A 14,322-nucleotide genomic window follows, 5' to 3' on the forward strand; every position below is an offset into this window, starting at 1 on the left:
AATTGTTTGAGGATATTTTCAGCCCGCCTATACTCTTCCTCATATGGGCAGCAGCATGAACCGCTAAAGCGCGTATTAGGTGTGACGCACGCAAAAATTCAGTCTACCTGCCTGACAGCATGAGCAGAATTTAATCTGTTTTAGCGCATTTTATAGTCATATGCCCATAAAACGGACGGTATTTTAAAAAATCCGTTTTTTGGACACAATTATTCGGGGTGAGACTTGACCCTGACTGCGATTACGATTGTGATAGGTGCGCGCACCGGGAGGTGAGGCGGGGAGCTGACCGTAGACGACAAGATTACGGCTTTCTTCTGTGACGAATTAAGAAACAAAGGTTGGGAAAAAAATGAAAAAGGCAATTCTGTCAGCCGCCATTGGCGCAGCAGTTCTCGGAGCTGCATCGGCTGCATCTGCCGCCACGCTCGCAGACGTCAAGGCAAAGGGCTTTGTAACCTGTGGCGTGAGCTCTGGCATTCCAGGATTCTCTAACCCGGACGACAAAGGCGAATGGTCTGGTATCGACGTTGACTATTGCCGTGCGATCGCCTCTGCCGTTTTCGGCGATGCAAAGAAGGCAAAGTTCGTTCCCCTCACATCCAAGGACCGCTTCCCTGCGCTTCAGTCCGGTGAAGTCGATGTTCTGACACGTAACACCACATGGACAGCCAGCCGCGACACATCGCTCGGCTTCAACTTCCGTACCGTCAACTACTATGACGGCCAGGGCTTCGTTGTGAAGAAGGCGCTGAACGTTAAGTCTGCCCTCGAGCTTTCCGGCGCTGCCGTCTGCGTTCAGCAGGGCACGACGACCGAACTCAACCTCGCTGACTACTTCAAGACCAACAACCTTCAGTACAACCCTGTTGTATTTGAAAAGGAATCCGACGCGACTTCTGCTTACGACAGCGGCCGTTGCGACGTTTACACGACCGACCAGTCCGGTCTCTATGCCATCCGTTTGAAGATGAAGACACCGGACGAAAACGTCGTTCTGCCTGAAATCATCTCCAAAGAGCCGCTTGGACCTGCCGTTCGCCAGGGCGACGACCAGTGGTTTGACGTTGTAAGCTTCGCTCACTACGCCATGGTCAACGCTGAAGAACTCGGCATCACCTCCAAGAACGTTGATGAGCAGAAGACTGCTGCCAACCCAGACATCAAGCGTCTGCTCGGCACCGAAGAAGGCACCAAGATTGGTACCGATTTCGGCCTCACCAACGAATGGGCATACAACATCATCAAGCAGGTCGGTAACTACGGCGAAGTGTTTGATCGCAACGTTGGTGCCGGTTCTCCGCTGAAGATCGAACGCGGTCTGAACGCATTGTGGAGCAAGGGCGGCCTGCAGTACGCACCGCCAATCCGTTAATATCCTTTAAAACGGCATTTTCGGGAGGCAGGGCCAACGCTCTGCCTCCCGGCACACAATAAGCTCGAAAAGAGCAAAGAGAGGGAAAGGTGCCGATGGCAGGCAATGCGCTCCAATCGCAACCGTCGAGCGCAAACAGCGCGACGTCCATGATCAATGATCCGCGTGTGCGGGCGATTTTTTATCAAATTATTACTGTCGTTCTTCTGGCGCTGTTCGTATGGATGGTCGCATCCAACACCGTTCATAATCTTCAGCGCTCCAACATTTCTTCAGGCTTCGGCTTTCTCGAAGGCAGAGCTGGTTTCGATATCGGCCAGTCGCTGATCGAGTACAACAACGACAACACGTTCGGACGTGCGTTGATCGTTGGTATTCTCAACACGCTTCAGGTTGCTATCCTCGGCATCATTACCGCTTCCATCATCGGTTTCATCGTCGGTATTGCGCGCCTGTCTCGCAACTTTCTGATCTCGAAGCTGGCACAGGCCTATGTGGAACTCTTCCGCAACATTCCGCCACTGCTCGTTATTTTCTTTTGGTACAAGGGCGTCATCACCATTCTGCCGCAGGCGCGCGACTCGCTGCAACTGCCGCTGGGTACCGTTCTGAACAACCGTGGCTTTTTCTATCCCAAGCAGGTTTGGGGCGATGGTAGCTGGTTGATTCCGCTGGCGTTTTTGGTTGGCATCGTCATCACCTACTTCGTCTATCGCTGGGCAAAGGCCCGCCAGATGAGAACGGGCCAACCGTTCCGCACTGGCCTTGTGGGCACAGCCATCATCATCGGCCTGCCGCTGGTGACATTTCTGGCGCTCGGCTCACCGCTGACTTTCGATTACCCCGTTGCCGGACGCTTCAATCTCTCGGGTGGATCGGTCATCGCACCTGAATTCCTGTCGCTCTATCTCGCTCTGTCGTTCTACACGGCTTCTTTCATCGCGGAAATTGTCCGTGGCGGCATCAAGGCTGTGCCGAAGGGACAGACGGAAGCGGCTGATGCGCTGGGCTTGCGTTCCAGCACGACAACCCGTCTCATCGTCGTTCCCCAAGCCATGCGGATCATCATTCCGCCGCTGACGAGCCAGTTTCTGAACCTGACCAAGAACTCGTCGCTTGCCGTCGCTGTCGGCTTTTCTGATTTGGTTTCCGTGGGTGGTACCATCCTCAACCAGACCGGACAGGCTGTCGAAGTCGTCGCAATCTGGCTGGTGGTCTACCTTTCATTGTCGCTGACAACCGCGCTGGTCATGAACTGGTTCAACGCGAAGATGGCGCTGGTGGAGAGATAAGCAATGACAACAACAACCACCTCTTACGTTCGTGCCAACATGGCCGCTGCCGAGCCTGCGCCCTCCAGCCAGGTTGGTGCCATACACTGGCTTCGCACCCGGCTGTTTGCCACGCCCAAGGACTCGATCCTGACCGTGCTGGCAATCGCGCTTCTGGTCTATATCATCCCGCCGATGGTGAACTGGCTGTTCATTGACGCGACATGGACAGGTGCTGACCGCACGGCCTGCCTGACCGTTGCCCAGGGCGGCGCTTTGCCTGATGGGCAATCCGGCGCATGCTGGGCTTTCGTCAACGCCAAGTTCGAGCAGTTCATGTTCGGGCGCTATCCATTGGAAGAGCGCTGGAGACCGCTTCTGGTTCTGGCGAGCTTCACGGTTCTGCTGATCCCGATGCTCATTCCGAAGGCACCGCACAAGGCTCTGAACGCGCTTCTGCTGTTCATCATCCTGCCGTTTGTGTCCTTCTTCCTGCTGGTTGGTGGCTATTTCGGTCTGCCGGTTGTGGAAACACAGCTGTGGGGCGGGTTGATGGTGACATTGATCCTTTCCTTCTTCGGCATCACCGTCTCGTTGCCTTTCGGCATCATTCTGGCCCTTGGACGGCGCTCCAACATGCCGGTTATCAAGACGCTCTGTGTGACCTTCATCGAGGTGATCAGAGGCATTCCGCTGATTACCGTCCTGTTCTTCGCCAGCATCATGTTGCCGTTGTTCCTTCCCGATGGCTGGACCTTCGACAAGTTCCTTCGCGCGCTCGTCGGTGTCTCGCTGTTTGCCTCGGCCTATATGGCGGAAGTCATTCGCGGTGGCTTGCAGGCAATCCCGAAGGGGCAGTCCGAAGGTGCGGATTCGCTGGGCCTGAACTATTGGCAGAAGACACGGCTGATCGTGCTGCCGCAGGCGTTGAAGCTCGTCATTCCCGGCATCGTCAACACCTTCATCGGCCTGTTCAAGGATACATCTCTCGTGTCGATCATTGGCATGTTCGACCTTTTGGGTATCGTCAATCTCAACCAGTCGGATGCGAACTGGGCGACACCCGTAACACCTGTGACCGGTTACATCTTCGCCGGGTTCATATTCTGGATATTCTGCTTCGGCATGTCGCGCTACTCGCTGTTCATGGAACGGCACCTCGACACCGGACATAAGAAATAAGGGGAAAAATCATGGCAGAAGCCCAAGCACAAAAACTCGCCGTTTCATCGACTGATGTCGCGATTGAAATCACCGGCATGAACAAGTGGTATGGCGATTTTCACGTTCTGCGTGACGTCAACCTCAAGGTCATGAAGGGCGAGCGCATCGTTGTTGCTGGTCCGTCCGGATCTGGCAAATCCACGATGATCCGTTGCATCAACCGGCTGGAAGAGCACCAGTCGGGAAGCATTCAGGTCGATGGCATCGAACTGACCAACGATCTGAAGAAGATCGATGAAGTGCGCCGCGAAGTTGGCATGGTGTTCCAGCACTTCAACCTCTTCCCGCATCTGACGATTCTGGAAAACTGCACGCTGGCTCCAATCTGGGTTCGCAAGACACCCAAGAAGGAAGCCGAAGAGATCGCGATGCACTACCTGAAGCGCGTCAAGATTCCTGAGCAGGCCCACAAATATCCCGGTCAGCTTTCCGGTGGTCAGCAGCAGCGTGTGGCCATTGCACGCTCGCTGTGCATGAAGCCGAAAATCATGCTGTTCGATGAGCCGACATCGGCTCTCGACCCTGAGATGGTGAAGGAAGTTCTGGATACGATGGTGGGCCTCGCCGAAGACGGCATGACCATGATCTGCGTGACCCACGAAATGGGCTTTGCGCGTCAGGTCGCCAACCGCGTGATCTTCATGGATCAGGGCCAGATTGTCGAACAGAACTCGCCTGCCGAATTCTTCGACAACCCGCAGCACGAGCGTACACGTCTGTTCCTGAGCCAGATCCTGCATTGATCGGCTGACATCATACGGAATGCAAAAAGGGGCGGTCATTGACCGCCCCTTTTTCGTTATCCAACTTGCTTCGACTGCTAACTAGCGCGACATCAAGGTCAGCGCGGTCATCTTGCCGAGCAGCGAGCGGGTGACGCCGCCAAACAGCATTTCCCACCAGCGCGAGTGACCATAGGCACCCATGACCAGCAGGTCGATGCTGTTATCTGACAGGCGTTGCTCGATGGCTTTCTCTGGTGCCAGGGTGTGTGCACGTTGCTCCGATGTGACCACGACATTGATGCCATGGCGAGCAAGCGTTGCGGCGATCTCAGAACCGGCCAGTTCGGCTGATTGCGTGTCACTGTCTTCGGCGCCTACGGAGAAAATCTCGACACTTTCGGCGGCAAGCAGGAAGGGCATGGCATCGAATGTGGCGCGAGTGGCCTCACGGGATCCATTCCATGCAATCATCACCCGCCGGACAGATTTGGGTGAGCGCAGCACATGCGGAACGAGCAGAATGGGGCGACCAGTCTCGTATAGAAAATTATCGAGATCCAACCGGCTGTCGGAGATCGACGAGTCCGTTGACTGCCGGGCGATGACGAGATCGGCGCAGCGCGCGCTTTGGATTGCGGCACTGGACCCGTATCCGACCGATGATATGCCGGTGCGCCATTCGCTGGATATCTGTTCCGCCGCCATCTTCGCCTTGAAGATGGCTTCGACCTCAGTGGTTTCCTGATGAGCGACTTCCTGCATGGCCTGGATGGTCACCGGATCGGGGAACTCCATGGGTGCGGCCAGAGGAGCCGTCTCGGCAGTTTCCATATGAAGACCGATGACGTGGGACGCATAGGTCTGGGCGAGCGTCGCTACGAAGTCTCCCAGCCCATGCGCATTTTCCGCAGTGTCCATGACTGCCAGTATCGTCTTGTAACCCATGACCTGTCTCCTCATCGTGATAAGCGGGATTATCCCAGTGCCAGCACAAAGGTTGTGTCAGGCCTCATCATCCAGTCAGATCGGCTTGATGGCCTTGATCGCTATCAAATTCATGCGTTACTGAGTGTTTTACGCCGACTTTGCGGCCTTTTCGCGGGCGATCTCTTCGATCATCGCAGTCACGTCCTGAACTGCAGCGTTGAGAGCGGCTGCATCGCGCGCACGCACGATGATTTCGGTAGAGAACCGCTGCCCATCATATTTAGGGTAAGAGCCGATGCTCGTTTCCGGATGCGCCTTCTGGATGCCGGCAAGGGGTGTTCCGATATCGCCTTCCGCAAACGGAGAGTGGACAGCATTCGAGAGGATTTTCGCTCCCGTGCTCAATGTTGGGAGAACGTTATCCAGCATGGCCTGAAAAATATGCGGCACACCGGCCATGACATAGACATTCTCCACAATGAAGCCGGGCGCTGTGGAAACCGGATTGGCAATGTGTTTCGCACCACGTGGCATGCGCGCCATGCGCTTGCGGGCATCGGTAAATTCCAGTTCTCTGACGCGGTACATATCACCCAGAAGACGCATAGCATCGGCGTCATGCTCGCATGGCAGGCCGAAAGCGACCGAGACCGCATCTGCGGTGATATCATCATGTGTTGGGCCAATACCGCCCGAGGTGAACACATAATTATAGCGTGCACGCAGTGCGTTCAACGCCTCGACGATATCGGCCTCCTCATCCGCGACAATTCGCACTTCCTTGAGATCGATGCCCGCCATTGTCAGCACATCTGCGAGATGGCCGATATTCTTGTCTTTCGTGCGCCCGGACAGGAGTTCATCTCCGATGGCGAGCATGGCTGCAGATACGACTTTGGAAGCGGTGGAGGGTGCGGACATGAGGGTGCTCTTTATGGGGGAATGGCGATTGAAACCGAGCTGAGCCTAACGCCCCTGCCAGCGAATGCAATAAGCCGAATGGAATAAGATGTGTGGAAAAGGCCGCCCAATGGAAAGGCTTGAATCTCAAAAACAAAATGCGGCCCAGAGGCCGCATTTTGTTATCGCTATACTGCGTAGCGTCGCTAAATTTGAGAATTAATTGCGCTTACAGGATGGGATTAACCATCATAAGGCAAGTAATAACGACAAAACCAAGCAGTGAAACTTCAAGCAGACTGTTAAGACCGTCGCGCATCGCTTTTCTCTCCATCGTTCGTGGAAGAAGAACGTGCAATCGTTAACGGAGTTCCACGACGGGGCTGTGAATTATGCGGAAATTATGTCCATCAGCCGCGCGTCACGATTTTACATGACAGCCAGCGAGAAGACCCAGTGTCCGACGATGCTGAGAAAGAGGCATGCGACGAGAAGGATAAAAACAAATTTCTTCATGGAAGGGGACGCCTCGGTCTTTTTGATTTTGGTCACATCTTATCTAGGAAAGGCTGTGACCTTAAGCGGGAAAATCCCACTGCGTCATTATGACTTTACGTCAAGCCCGGCCTCGATAGCCGCCTTCACGAAGGCCTCACGGGCATCCTCAGGCTTTTTCTTGCCAGCATCAACAGCCGCAAATACCAGCAACGCACGGTCCAGCATTTCGCCATCTTCGGCTGGCCAGTCTTCGATCAGCGCCCATGAGGCGGCCTGCGTGGACTCGATGCTGACGTAAACGCCGGGTTCTTCCAACGCGACGAGAACCGGCTTTTTCCAAGGCGTCTGCATAATGTTTCCTGTGATTTTACGATTGGAAACAGCGTTTAGAAGCTTATGCCGCCTACATCAATGGGCAATCGCGCTTAGTCATCACGACCAAAGAATGACCAGTCGCGAATGATACGTCGATCGATGATCTTCAGCGAACGGTCTGGCTGGATCTGGTAGGTTTCAATCACCCGGTCATCGAAGCGTCGAAAGTTATGAGTGAATGTGCTGCCGATGGGCGATTTTGTCAGCTTTGAGCGTGGCTGCCCCTTATAGGTGATGCTGCCGGGAATAGGGTCGACGCTGTAGGACGTAATGGGTGTCGTGCACCCGGCAAGACCGAATGCCAGGCCTGCGCATAGAGTAACAGCGGATAGTTTCATGGGTTTCTCCCGATAAACACTGGCTTACGCTTGAATACGCAATTGCCAATGGCGAGTAAACTGGCTGGCATTGCCGATGTTCCGCTGCGTGGGAACTTTGTGATTCCAGCCAGTATCGCGCTCAACCTGCATGGCGAAAGCCTTGAAAGCGGGAGATTCTAGAACTTGATGCCGAGGCCGATGCGTAGGGCCTGCTGGTCTATTTCAGCGTCCAGTTTGGCACCGCCAAGGGCGGGGAAAACAAAAGAGTCGTTGCCGAAATCGGTGTAGCGATATTCAAAATGGCCGAAAACCCGGTCCGTAAATGCGTAATTGAGACCCGCGCCAAAGGTGTAGCCAGTAAAGTTTTCTTGTTCTTCTTCCCCGCCGGCGACGGATGCATAGGCGCTTCCGACCGCCCAGCCAGCCGTGCCGTAAAATAGCGCCCGGTCTGCCGCGTAACCGATGCGGCCGCGCACGGAGCCCTGCCAATCCAGGCCATAGTTGATATTGGTGGCTGCCAGAAGAAGATACGATGTCTTGTCGCTCCGGTTCTTCTCCAGGTCTGCCTCGATGCCGAGCACCAGATTATTGTCGAACTGATAGTTGAAACCCGCAAATGCGCCGCCGACCGCGCCATTGAAGTCAGTCGCAAGGCCCGCAAGCCCACCAACTGTGCTGTCCTGACTGTTCCGGCTATATCCGCCCTGAACGCCGACGGTGAAGCCGGTCCATGAAAAAGCCGCTGCATCTTTAACCTTAGCCGCGCCCGGCATTTCGGTTGCGGAGTCGGCAGCAATTGCCGTTGAGGCAGCAAGGGTAAAAAGAATGGCTGTAAATGTTTTTCTCATGAATCGATTCCCCCGTTTCAATGGGGATTCAATAACTCAACGCAGAAAAAGCGCCATGGCAAAAATGCAACTCAGGCGCGGAAGCATAACCCAGGATTGCGCGAGGCTGGATTCAAGAGATTTGTGACAGACCAACCCTGACTGCAAAAGGGCTTGTGGACAAATTGTCTTGAAGATTGTGATGATATTTTGGAGGCCTCGCCCGGAATTGAACCGGGGTACGAGGATTTGCAGGCTTCTATCCAACACTGTTTTTGTTGGTGAAATTCCCAACGTGTCGCGTCCATGTTGCGTTCAGTTGAGCAGAATGTTCGCGGCTTGTGCTAGTTCTGTCCCATCGTCGGCGCGCGGGAAGAGGTGGCCATAGGTGTCCATGGTCATGACGATTGATGAATGGCCCAGCCGTTCCTGAACCATTTTCACGGGCAAGCCCAGGCCGCCGTCTTCTTTTCGATTGATGAGCCAGCTCGCGTAGAAGTGTCGCAGTGAGTGGAGACCAGTGTACTTGGCTTTCATGACTGGCTTGCCCCGCGCAGTCACTTCTCCAGTGTCGATCGCCACGCCGGCACGGATCATGGCGGGGATCAGGCCCTTCGTCACTACGTTGGAATGCGAACGCGAATCGCCATCCGGGTTAGGGAACACCAGGCCGGAACTATCCGCCTGCTTCAGCTTCAGCTCCTTGAGGGCGTTGATCACCATTGGCGGCACTGGAATGGTTCTAATGCCTGCCTCTGACTTCGGCGGGCCTACTTCCCGGTATTCATCGACGCGCTGGCTGACCCGGACCTCAAGACGTTTAAAATCCACATCTTGCCAGCGGAGGCCTCTCAGTTCTGAGGAGCGCATACCGGTGAATATCAGCGTGAGCATAATAGGGCGCCAGTGATCGTCCAGCGCGGCTACCAGTGCTTTGATCTCGTCGCGGGTAGGGATGTCTACCCCAACCTCAACACGGCCCTTCTGGCGTCGCTCCGCGCGCCTGTCCCGGCCCTTCCGACCACCACGAATGTCTCGCACGGGATTACGTGTTGCAAGGCCCCGCTCGCCAGCGTCGGAAAGGATCGAACCGAGAGAGGTGATCACCTTCTTCGTCATTGACGCGGATCGGCCTTCCTTGCGCAGCCGGTCTTCAAAATCGCGTACCATCGGCACTGTCAGCTTGGACAAAAGGATCTCACCTATCAGCGGCATGATGTGATGCTGCAGGTGGCTCTTGCGCTGATCGATTGTGGACCGCTCAAGGCCCGCATTCTCGCCAGAGGCGATCCACAGCGCTGCTGCTTTGCTCACGGTGACGCTGGCGCTGTCCGCGACGTGAACGCCTTCCCTGACCTCGACAGAGGCGGTAGCGGAGAACGCATCGGCTTGCTTCTTGAGCTTGAACGTTTTGAGACGACGAGTGCCGGTGCCGTCGACATAATCGACAACCCATGCGGATTTCTTCTCGCCCTTGTCAGTGGTCCACTCGCGCTTACGAACGCTCATTACGCCCTCCTAGAACGGGATGTCATCGTCAAGGTCAGAAGTGAAATTTGATTTGATTGAAGGTGGCGGGGCCGGTGTTGGGACGCTGTCTTTTATCGGCCATTCCGGTGCCTTTAAGTTTGCTTGCTTCAAAGCTGCCTGCATGGCTTTGCCAGCTGCAAAGTAGTCAGTCCCTCTATTGTCGTCATGAAGTGTCTGGAACTCATCGATCCGCGGCCAGAGCACATCAACGTAGTGGTTCAGAAATGACTTCTTTTGCTTGGTCGCCCAGAAGAAAGGCCAGTGCTCTTTGCAAAAAGCCACCCGCTTATCGTCTTCGTAGCTCGGGAAGAACTCACTGCGACTAGCGATTTTCAGGAAACGGACCCCTTCACTTACGTCCCAGAAGTCATGCCAGTTGAGGGTGCCGCCAAACTCTTGATCGATCACCGTTTCGTCAGACGCCGAATTGACGATAGCGCGCTCCACGACAGTCGTGATCGTCTGCCCTTTCATCTTGGAAACGTACTCAAGAATGAAGCGGATCTTCGGATCGAGCCTGATGGTCAAACTCTCGCTTTTACCGGATTTCGTAGTGTCTCTAGCCATATGATTCCTCGCTGGTCACATGCACATACATGTAATGCGCGTGTAGTGCAAATAAAGCTTGACGCATACTGCCAGATACGCAATCATCATTGTAATGCAGAAGCAGTGCAAAGGAGTATGTGGAATGACGAACAATACAGAAACAAAGCAACTAGACCTTCTCTGGGGAGCAGAGGAAATCGCCCAGGCAATTGGACGTTCTCGCAGGTCGACATTCGATATGCTCGACAAGGGTCAGCTGCCTGCCAAGAAAGTGAATGGCCGCTGGGTTATTGAGCGTAGCAAGCTCGTAGAATTCTTTACGGAGGCAGCATGATCGCTCTTACTCCACCGGAACATGAACACAGTGAAGCCGTGGTTCAGGCAGCACAGTGGTTAGCTGAGCAGAACCCAGCACTAACTTCCGTGATCTCCGCTCTTCGCGAGCGGTTCGGCCTGTCTGTCCTTGAGGCAACCAAAGTATGCGCGCTGTCGAGCAAGTACCGGGTTTGGCGGAGGGCGCACGGCTAATGGCGAAGAAGCGACCACAGAAAGATGAGCGTAAGGCAAGTTTCACCACTTGGAAGCTGAACCTTGAAAACACAGTGAGTGCAGATCCTCTGGCTGATGGGGCATGCCTTCAGATCGTCCGGGCATATCTCGATTTCATGGGCTCACCAGACGCCCGCCCTTACCGTTCACTCATTGATCTACAGGTAGCGACAAGCCTTTCTGAGAACACCATCATCAACAAGCGCAGAAAGCTGGAAGCCCTCAAGTACTTCGAGGCTGATGGCAAAACAGGGGACGGTGCCACTCGCTACAAGATCATCAATGCGAGGGAAAACATTGTTCTCGATCACCAGACGATATCACGCGAGACCCTTCTAAGACTTGACGCTGAGAAGAAAGAGAAGACGCGACTGAAACGCAAAATTTCTTGTTCGTCCCCCTCAAATATTGAGGTGCAAATGTCCCCCTCAGATTTTGCGGGTCTGAACGCTTTTGAGCCCCTCAAGGATTGCGGGGACAGCCCCTCAGATTTTGAGGGGAATTACGTATATAACACCGTGGAGTCTTATAGCAGTGAAGAGAGAGAGGAACTTATTAGTCCTTCTTCTCTGTCAAATTCCTATTCATCAACGCTGTCTCCTGACGAAGCAAACATGCCTTTGCCAGTTCCAGAAGATGACCACGAAGCAAACGCGATGATGGATCAGATATGCGAAGGGCGATCAGTCCATCCTTCTGTGCGAAATCGTCTCATGAGCATGTTGAAAGCGGGGGTGCTGACGCCCCGTATGGCCAGCAACATCCTTGGACCGAGACAGGAGGCAGCAGCGTGAAGCAACTCGACTTGTTCGCCTGGGCAGATAACCGGCCATCCAACGTAATTGATAGTCGGTGGAGATTTGAGCGCAAGGTCGAGGCTTTGGTGCGCGACATGCTTGACGGACGTATGCCGCCGCAGATTGACGGCAAGGTCATCACACCTGCATTCCGGCGCGAAAGGAACGTGGCATGAGCCCAAGAAAGCAAAGACCGGAGCGCGGCGGGGTTTTGCCTGAGAACCCAAGTCAGAGAGACATTGCCGCTTTTACGGGCCTCTCTACCCGGAAAATATGGCAGGCGAAAAAGATAGCAGATACTCCGGAGGATCAATTCGATCGTCTGATAGAGAGTGATAACCCGCCGACGATAACACAGCTTCTCAACATGGCTCACCACCGAGACGAGTCGCAGACGACACCATGGGATCGGCTTGTCACGGCATGGAACGCCGCGTCAGATGAAGATCGCCTACGGTTGGTCAAAGAGGCAACGGGAGACGCCGCATGACATCTCAACCAGTCACGATAAGTGTTATTCCCGATAGCTACGAGCCGGTTGATCCTGCCGCGCTGGCGTGGGTAATTCGGCACCAGCCGACGCGGGAAGCCTATCGGAAGTGCACCGGCGAAGATGCTGGCCCTGTCCTCGATCGATATGTTGCGTGGGCGCAAGAGAACATCATCGGAGGCGCGCAATGACCGCCACGCTCTTCACATCGCGCGAATTACTCGAATGCGAAGGCTTCAGGCTGGCGCCGATTCTCATGCGTAGAGATGAAATAATTAATCTGAAGACCGCTGTTCACCTTACCGGCCGTAGCGAAAAGACTGTTCGCGGCTGGTGCAAGCAGTATGGTATAGGGGCTCAATCCTGTGCCGGCGCACCACTAGAAATATCAGCGCCGGGCCTCGAGATGGTACGCCACGGAGATATTATCGCCCTAGAATTGCTGCGTGCAGGCAAGCGTGATCACCCACGTGTCAGCCGTATTTTTGACCATTTAGGACTGAGCGGCGCTTAAGTCAGTTCGACAGCGGAGACTCCAATCAGCGGAGAACCTGTCTGCCCAAGATATGCTTCCTTGCTTTGCCAGACACGCCATCGACCTATTGGCGCAGATTCCGCTTGAAGCGGAGTGCCGACCATCTCGTTGGTGGTAAGATCGTAGTAAATCTCACCATGACGCGTGTCCGTGGGCGATGGATGGACCGCTAGTATCCAGCTATCCCCTTGAAGTCGAAGCGCACCTGAAGCCCATCGCAGGCTTTGCGAGCCTGTCTGAAAATCGGTGCCTCGCTCGATCTCTAGATACCAGTCGGGACCGTAGGATATCGCGTAGCCATCGTTAGCTGGTGAGAAATGGAAGGGATATTCCACCCGATCCGGCAGAGGCTCAAGAGTGGCTAGCACTGTATTTCTTCTATCCTGTCCGATTACGATCGCGAATAGCGCGTGCGGTCCCACTGTAACGCGGACCAGATCGCCAGCCGACGCCTGGGACAATCGGATCACCTTTTCATCTGAAACTTGCATTCGTAATCCCCCTCTGAATTCCAAGATACACACTACCGCATATCTCCAATCTGAAAAAGGCGCGCGACATGCTTTGATAGGACCATGTCAAAACGACAGGAGTTCAAGCGATGTCCAGCGCTGCAAAACAGAAGAAGCATAAGGATCCAATCGTCAACGTAATGCTGAACGGTGGAAGGGTCACTGCGGGCTTCAGAGCCGCACTGTTTGCAGCTGCAAGCCGCGCTGGCGTATCGGTCAATGAATTCGTGCTGACTGCTGCCGCCGAGAAGCTTCGAGCGTGTGGTGGTCAGTTTTCCGGTGTGTTCGAACCTGGCGATCTCCTCAATCTCAATGACAACTCCAAACAGGAAGCAGCCAGCGAATGAAACAGGATATTCAAACGCGCATTGCCAATGCTTTTGATGCGGACCTCTCGGCCAAGGAACTCACCGATCTGATTGCAGACGTCGCTCTTGCTGACGGCGCAGCGAAGAATGCCAGTGAGGCCGCCAGCGAGACAGCATTGAACCCAGCCACACGGCCTGAAGCCGTTTCGCAAGCCCGGAAAGAAATGGAAGACGCCAACTTCCAGAGGCTTCGGATGGAGCGGGCAGCTGCTAAACTTGCAGAGATGCGAGATGCCGCTGTCAAACGCGAAAAATCAGCAGCCGAGAAGGTTATTCGTGACGCCGCTATAGCAGAGCGCGACCAGATGGTTCTCGACTTGGCGGAGTACGAAGAACTGTCGCGGAAAATCGAAAAGCTGCTTGTACGGCTCGCCGCCAGCAACGCCAAGGTCGGCCAGTTCGAGACCGCGGAAACAATCGCACGTGGCGCGGAGGAAAACTGGATGGTTCGTGTCGACAGCACACTGCCGAAGCTCCTCGAAGACACACGGCTTCCCAAATTCAGGCGCGATGGCAGCAATCAGGGGTTTCTCTGGCCGAAACGATAATT

Annotated in this window: 19 protein-coding genes; 11 read left to right on the forward strand and 8 right to left on the reverse strand. The window is 54.7% G+C overall.

Features of this window, described 5'->3' with window-relative positions; translation table 11 throughout:
* Positions 1-352 precede the first annotated feature (352 nt).
* The 4 genes from RQI55_RS04270 (at position 353) to RQI55_RS04285 (ending at position 4,613) form a co-directional block, all read left to right on the forward strand.
* Positions 353-1,375 (forward strand): amino acid ABC transporter substrate-binding protein, encoded by a 1,023-nt coding sequence (locus tag RQI55_RS04270; protein ID WP_042619331.1) that lies wholly within the window; start codon positions 353-355, stop codon positions 1,373-1,375.
* Positions 1,376-1,470: 95 nt separating this feature from the next.
* Positions 1,471-2,667 (forward strand): amino acid ABC transporter permease, encoded by a 1,197-nt coding sequence (locus tag RQI55_RS04275; protein ID WP_192066878.1) that lies wholly within the window; start codon positions 1,471-1,473, stop codon positions 2,665-2,667.
* 3 nt (positions 2,668-2,670) lie between these two features.
* Positions 2,671-3,828, forward strand: coding sequence for an amino acid ABC transporter permease (locus tag RQI55_RS04280; RefSeq protein ID WP_042619333.1), 1,158 nt, complete (start codon positions 2,671-2,673; stop codon positions 3,826-3,828).
* A gap of 11 nt (positions 3,829-3,839) precedes the next feature.
* Positions 3,840-4,613, forward strand: a complete 774-nt coding sequence (locus RQI55_RS04285; protein WP_042619334.1) for an amino acid ABC transporter ATP-binding protein — start codon at positions 3,840-3,842, stop codon at positions 4,611-4,613.
* Between the two features lie 81 nt (positions 4,614-4,694).
* Here the strand turns inward: RQI55_RS04285 and RQI55_RS04290 are convergent, their stop codons facing one another.
* The 7 genes from RQI55_RS04290 to RQI55_RS04320 form a co-directional block, all read right to left on the reverse strand.
* Positions 4,695-5,540 (reverse strand): universal stress protein, encoded by an 846-nt coding sequence (locus tag RQI55_RS04290; RefSeq protein WP_243255870.1) that lies wholly within the window; start codon positions 5,538-5,540, stop codon positions 4,695-4,697.
* 129 nt (positions 5,541-5,669) lie between these two features.
* Positions 5,670-6,443 carry a competence/damage-inducible protein A gene (locus RQI55_RS04295; RefSeq protein ID WP_243255872.1) on the reverse strand — a complete coding sequence of 258 codons (774 nt, stop codon included), beginning with the start codon at positions 6,441-6,443 and terminating at the stop codon, positions 5,670-5,672.
* 582 nt (positions 6,444-7,025) lie between these two features.
* Positions 7,026-7,271: a DUF982 domain-containing protein gene (locus tag RQI55_RS04300; protein ID WP_192066870.1), complete on the reverse strand. Its 246-nt coding sequence runs from the start codon at positions 7,269-7,271 to the stop codon at positions 7,026-7,028.
* Between the two features lie 74 nt (positions 7,272-7,345).
* Positions 7,346-7,633, reverse strand: coding sequence for a hypothetical protein (locus RQI55_RS04305; RefSeq protein ID WP_042619339.1), 288 nt, complete (start codon positions 7,631-7,633; stop codon positions 7,346-7,348).
* A gap of 158 nt (positions 7,634-7,791) precedes the next feature.
* On the reverse strand, positions 7,792-8,463 hold the full coding sequence (locus tag RQI55_RS04310) for an outer membrane protein (RefSeq protein WP_243255874.1): 672 nt from the start codon (positions 8,461-8,463) through the stop codon (positions 7,792-7,794).
* Between the two features lie 294 nt (positions 8,464-8,757).
* On the reverse strand, positions 8,758-9,951 hold the full coding sequence (locus RQI55_RS04315) for a tyrosine-type recombinase/integrase (protein WP_311272134.1): 1,194 nt from the start codon (positions 9,949-9,951) through the stop codon (positions 8,758-8,760).
* A 9-nt stretch (positions 9,952-9,960) separates the two neighbouring features.
* A complete protein-coding gene (locus RQI55_RS04320) occupies positions 9,961-10,539 on the reverse strand; it encodes a hypothetical protein (RefSeq protein WP_311272133.1) in 579 nt (192 codons plus the stop codon).
* Positions 10,540-10,663: 124 nt separating this feature from the next.
* On the opposite strand from RQI55_RS04320, the gene RQI55_RS04325 reads away from it, so the two are divergent.
* The 5 genes from RQI55_RS04325 to RQI55_RS04345 all read left to right on the forward strand — a co-directional run bounded on the left by RQI55_RS04325 (position 10,664) and on the right by RQI55_RS04345 (position 12,871).
* Positions 10,664-10,855, forward strand: a complete 192-nt coding sequence (locus tag RQI55_RS04325; protein ID WP_311272132.1) for a helix-turn-helix domain-containing protein — start codon at positions 10,664-10,666, stop codon at positions 10,853-10,855.
* A 145-nt stretch (positions 10,856-11,000) separates the two neighbouring features.
* Positions 11,001-11,864, forward strand: a complete 864-nt coding sequence (locus RQI55_RS04330; protein WP_311276911.1) for a hypothetical protein — start codon at positions 11,001-11,003, stop codon at positions 11,862-11,864.
* Positions 11,861-12,043: a hypothetical protein gene (locus tag RQI55_RS04335; protein ID WP_311272130.1), complete on the forward strand. Its 183-nt coding sequence runs from the start codon at positions 11,861-11,863 to the stop codon at positions 12,041-12,043. Before RQI55_RS04330 ends, RQI55_RS04335 begins: the two co-directional genes overlap by 4 nt.
* A 310-nt stretch (positions 12,044-12,353) precedes the next feature.
* A complete protein-coding gene (locus RQI55_RS04340; protein WP_311272129.1) occupies positions 12,354-12,548 on the forward strand; it encodes a hypothetical protein in 195 nt (64 codons plus the stop codon).
* The gene (locus RQI55_RS04345) at positions 12,545-12,871 is read left to right on the forward strand and encodes a hypothetical protein (protein ID WP_311272128.1); all 327 of its coding nucleotides are present in this window, start codon (positions 12,545-12,547) and stop codon (positions 12,869-12,871) included. The genes RQI55_RS04340 and RQI55_RS04345 overlap by 4 nt, the downstream gene beginning before the upstream one ends.
* On the opposite strand, the gene RQI55_RS04350 is transcribed toward RQI55_RS04345, so the two are convergent.
* Positions 12,868-13,260 carry a hypothetical protein gene (locus RQI55_RS04350; protein WP_311272127.1) on the reverse strand — a complete coding sequence of 131 codons (393 nt, stop codon included), beginning with the start codon at positions 13,258-13,260 and terminating at the stop codon, positions 12,868-12,870. The genes RQI55_RS04345 and RQI55_RS04350 overlap by 4 nt on opposite strands.
* A gap of 233 nt (positions 13,261-13,493) precedes the next feature.
* Here RQI55_RS04350 and RQI55_RS04355 point away from each other — a divergent pair, with 233 nt between their 5' ends.
* Together RQI55_RS04355 and RQI55_RS04360 are read left to right on the forward strand one after the other, a co-directional pair.
* Positions 13,494-13,751 (forward strand): hypothetical protein, encoded by a 258-nt coding sequence (locus RQI55_RS04355; RefSeq protein WP_311272126.1) that lies wholly within the window; start codon positions 13,494-13,496, stop codon positions 13,749-13,751.
* Positions 13,748-14,320, forward strand: coding sequence for a hypothetical protein (locus tag RQI55_RS04360; protein WP_311272125.1), 573 nt, complete (start codon positions 13,748-13,750; stop codon positions 14,318-14,320). The genes RQI55_RS04355 and RQI55_RS04360 overlap by 4 nt, the downstream gene beginning before the upstream one ends.
* Positions 14,321-14,322 lie beyond the last annotated feature (2 nt).

The organism is Rhizobium sp. WCS2018Hpa-16 (assembly GCF_031843705.1).
GTDB classification, from domain to species: Bacteria; Pseudomonadota; Alphaproteobacteria; order Rhizobiales; family Rhizobiaceae; genus Agrobacterium; species Agrobacterium tumefaciens_C.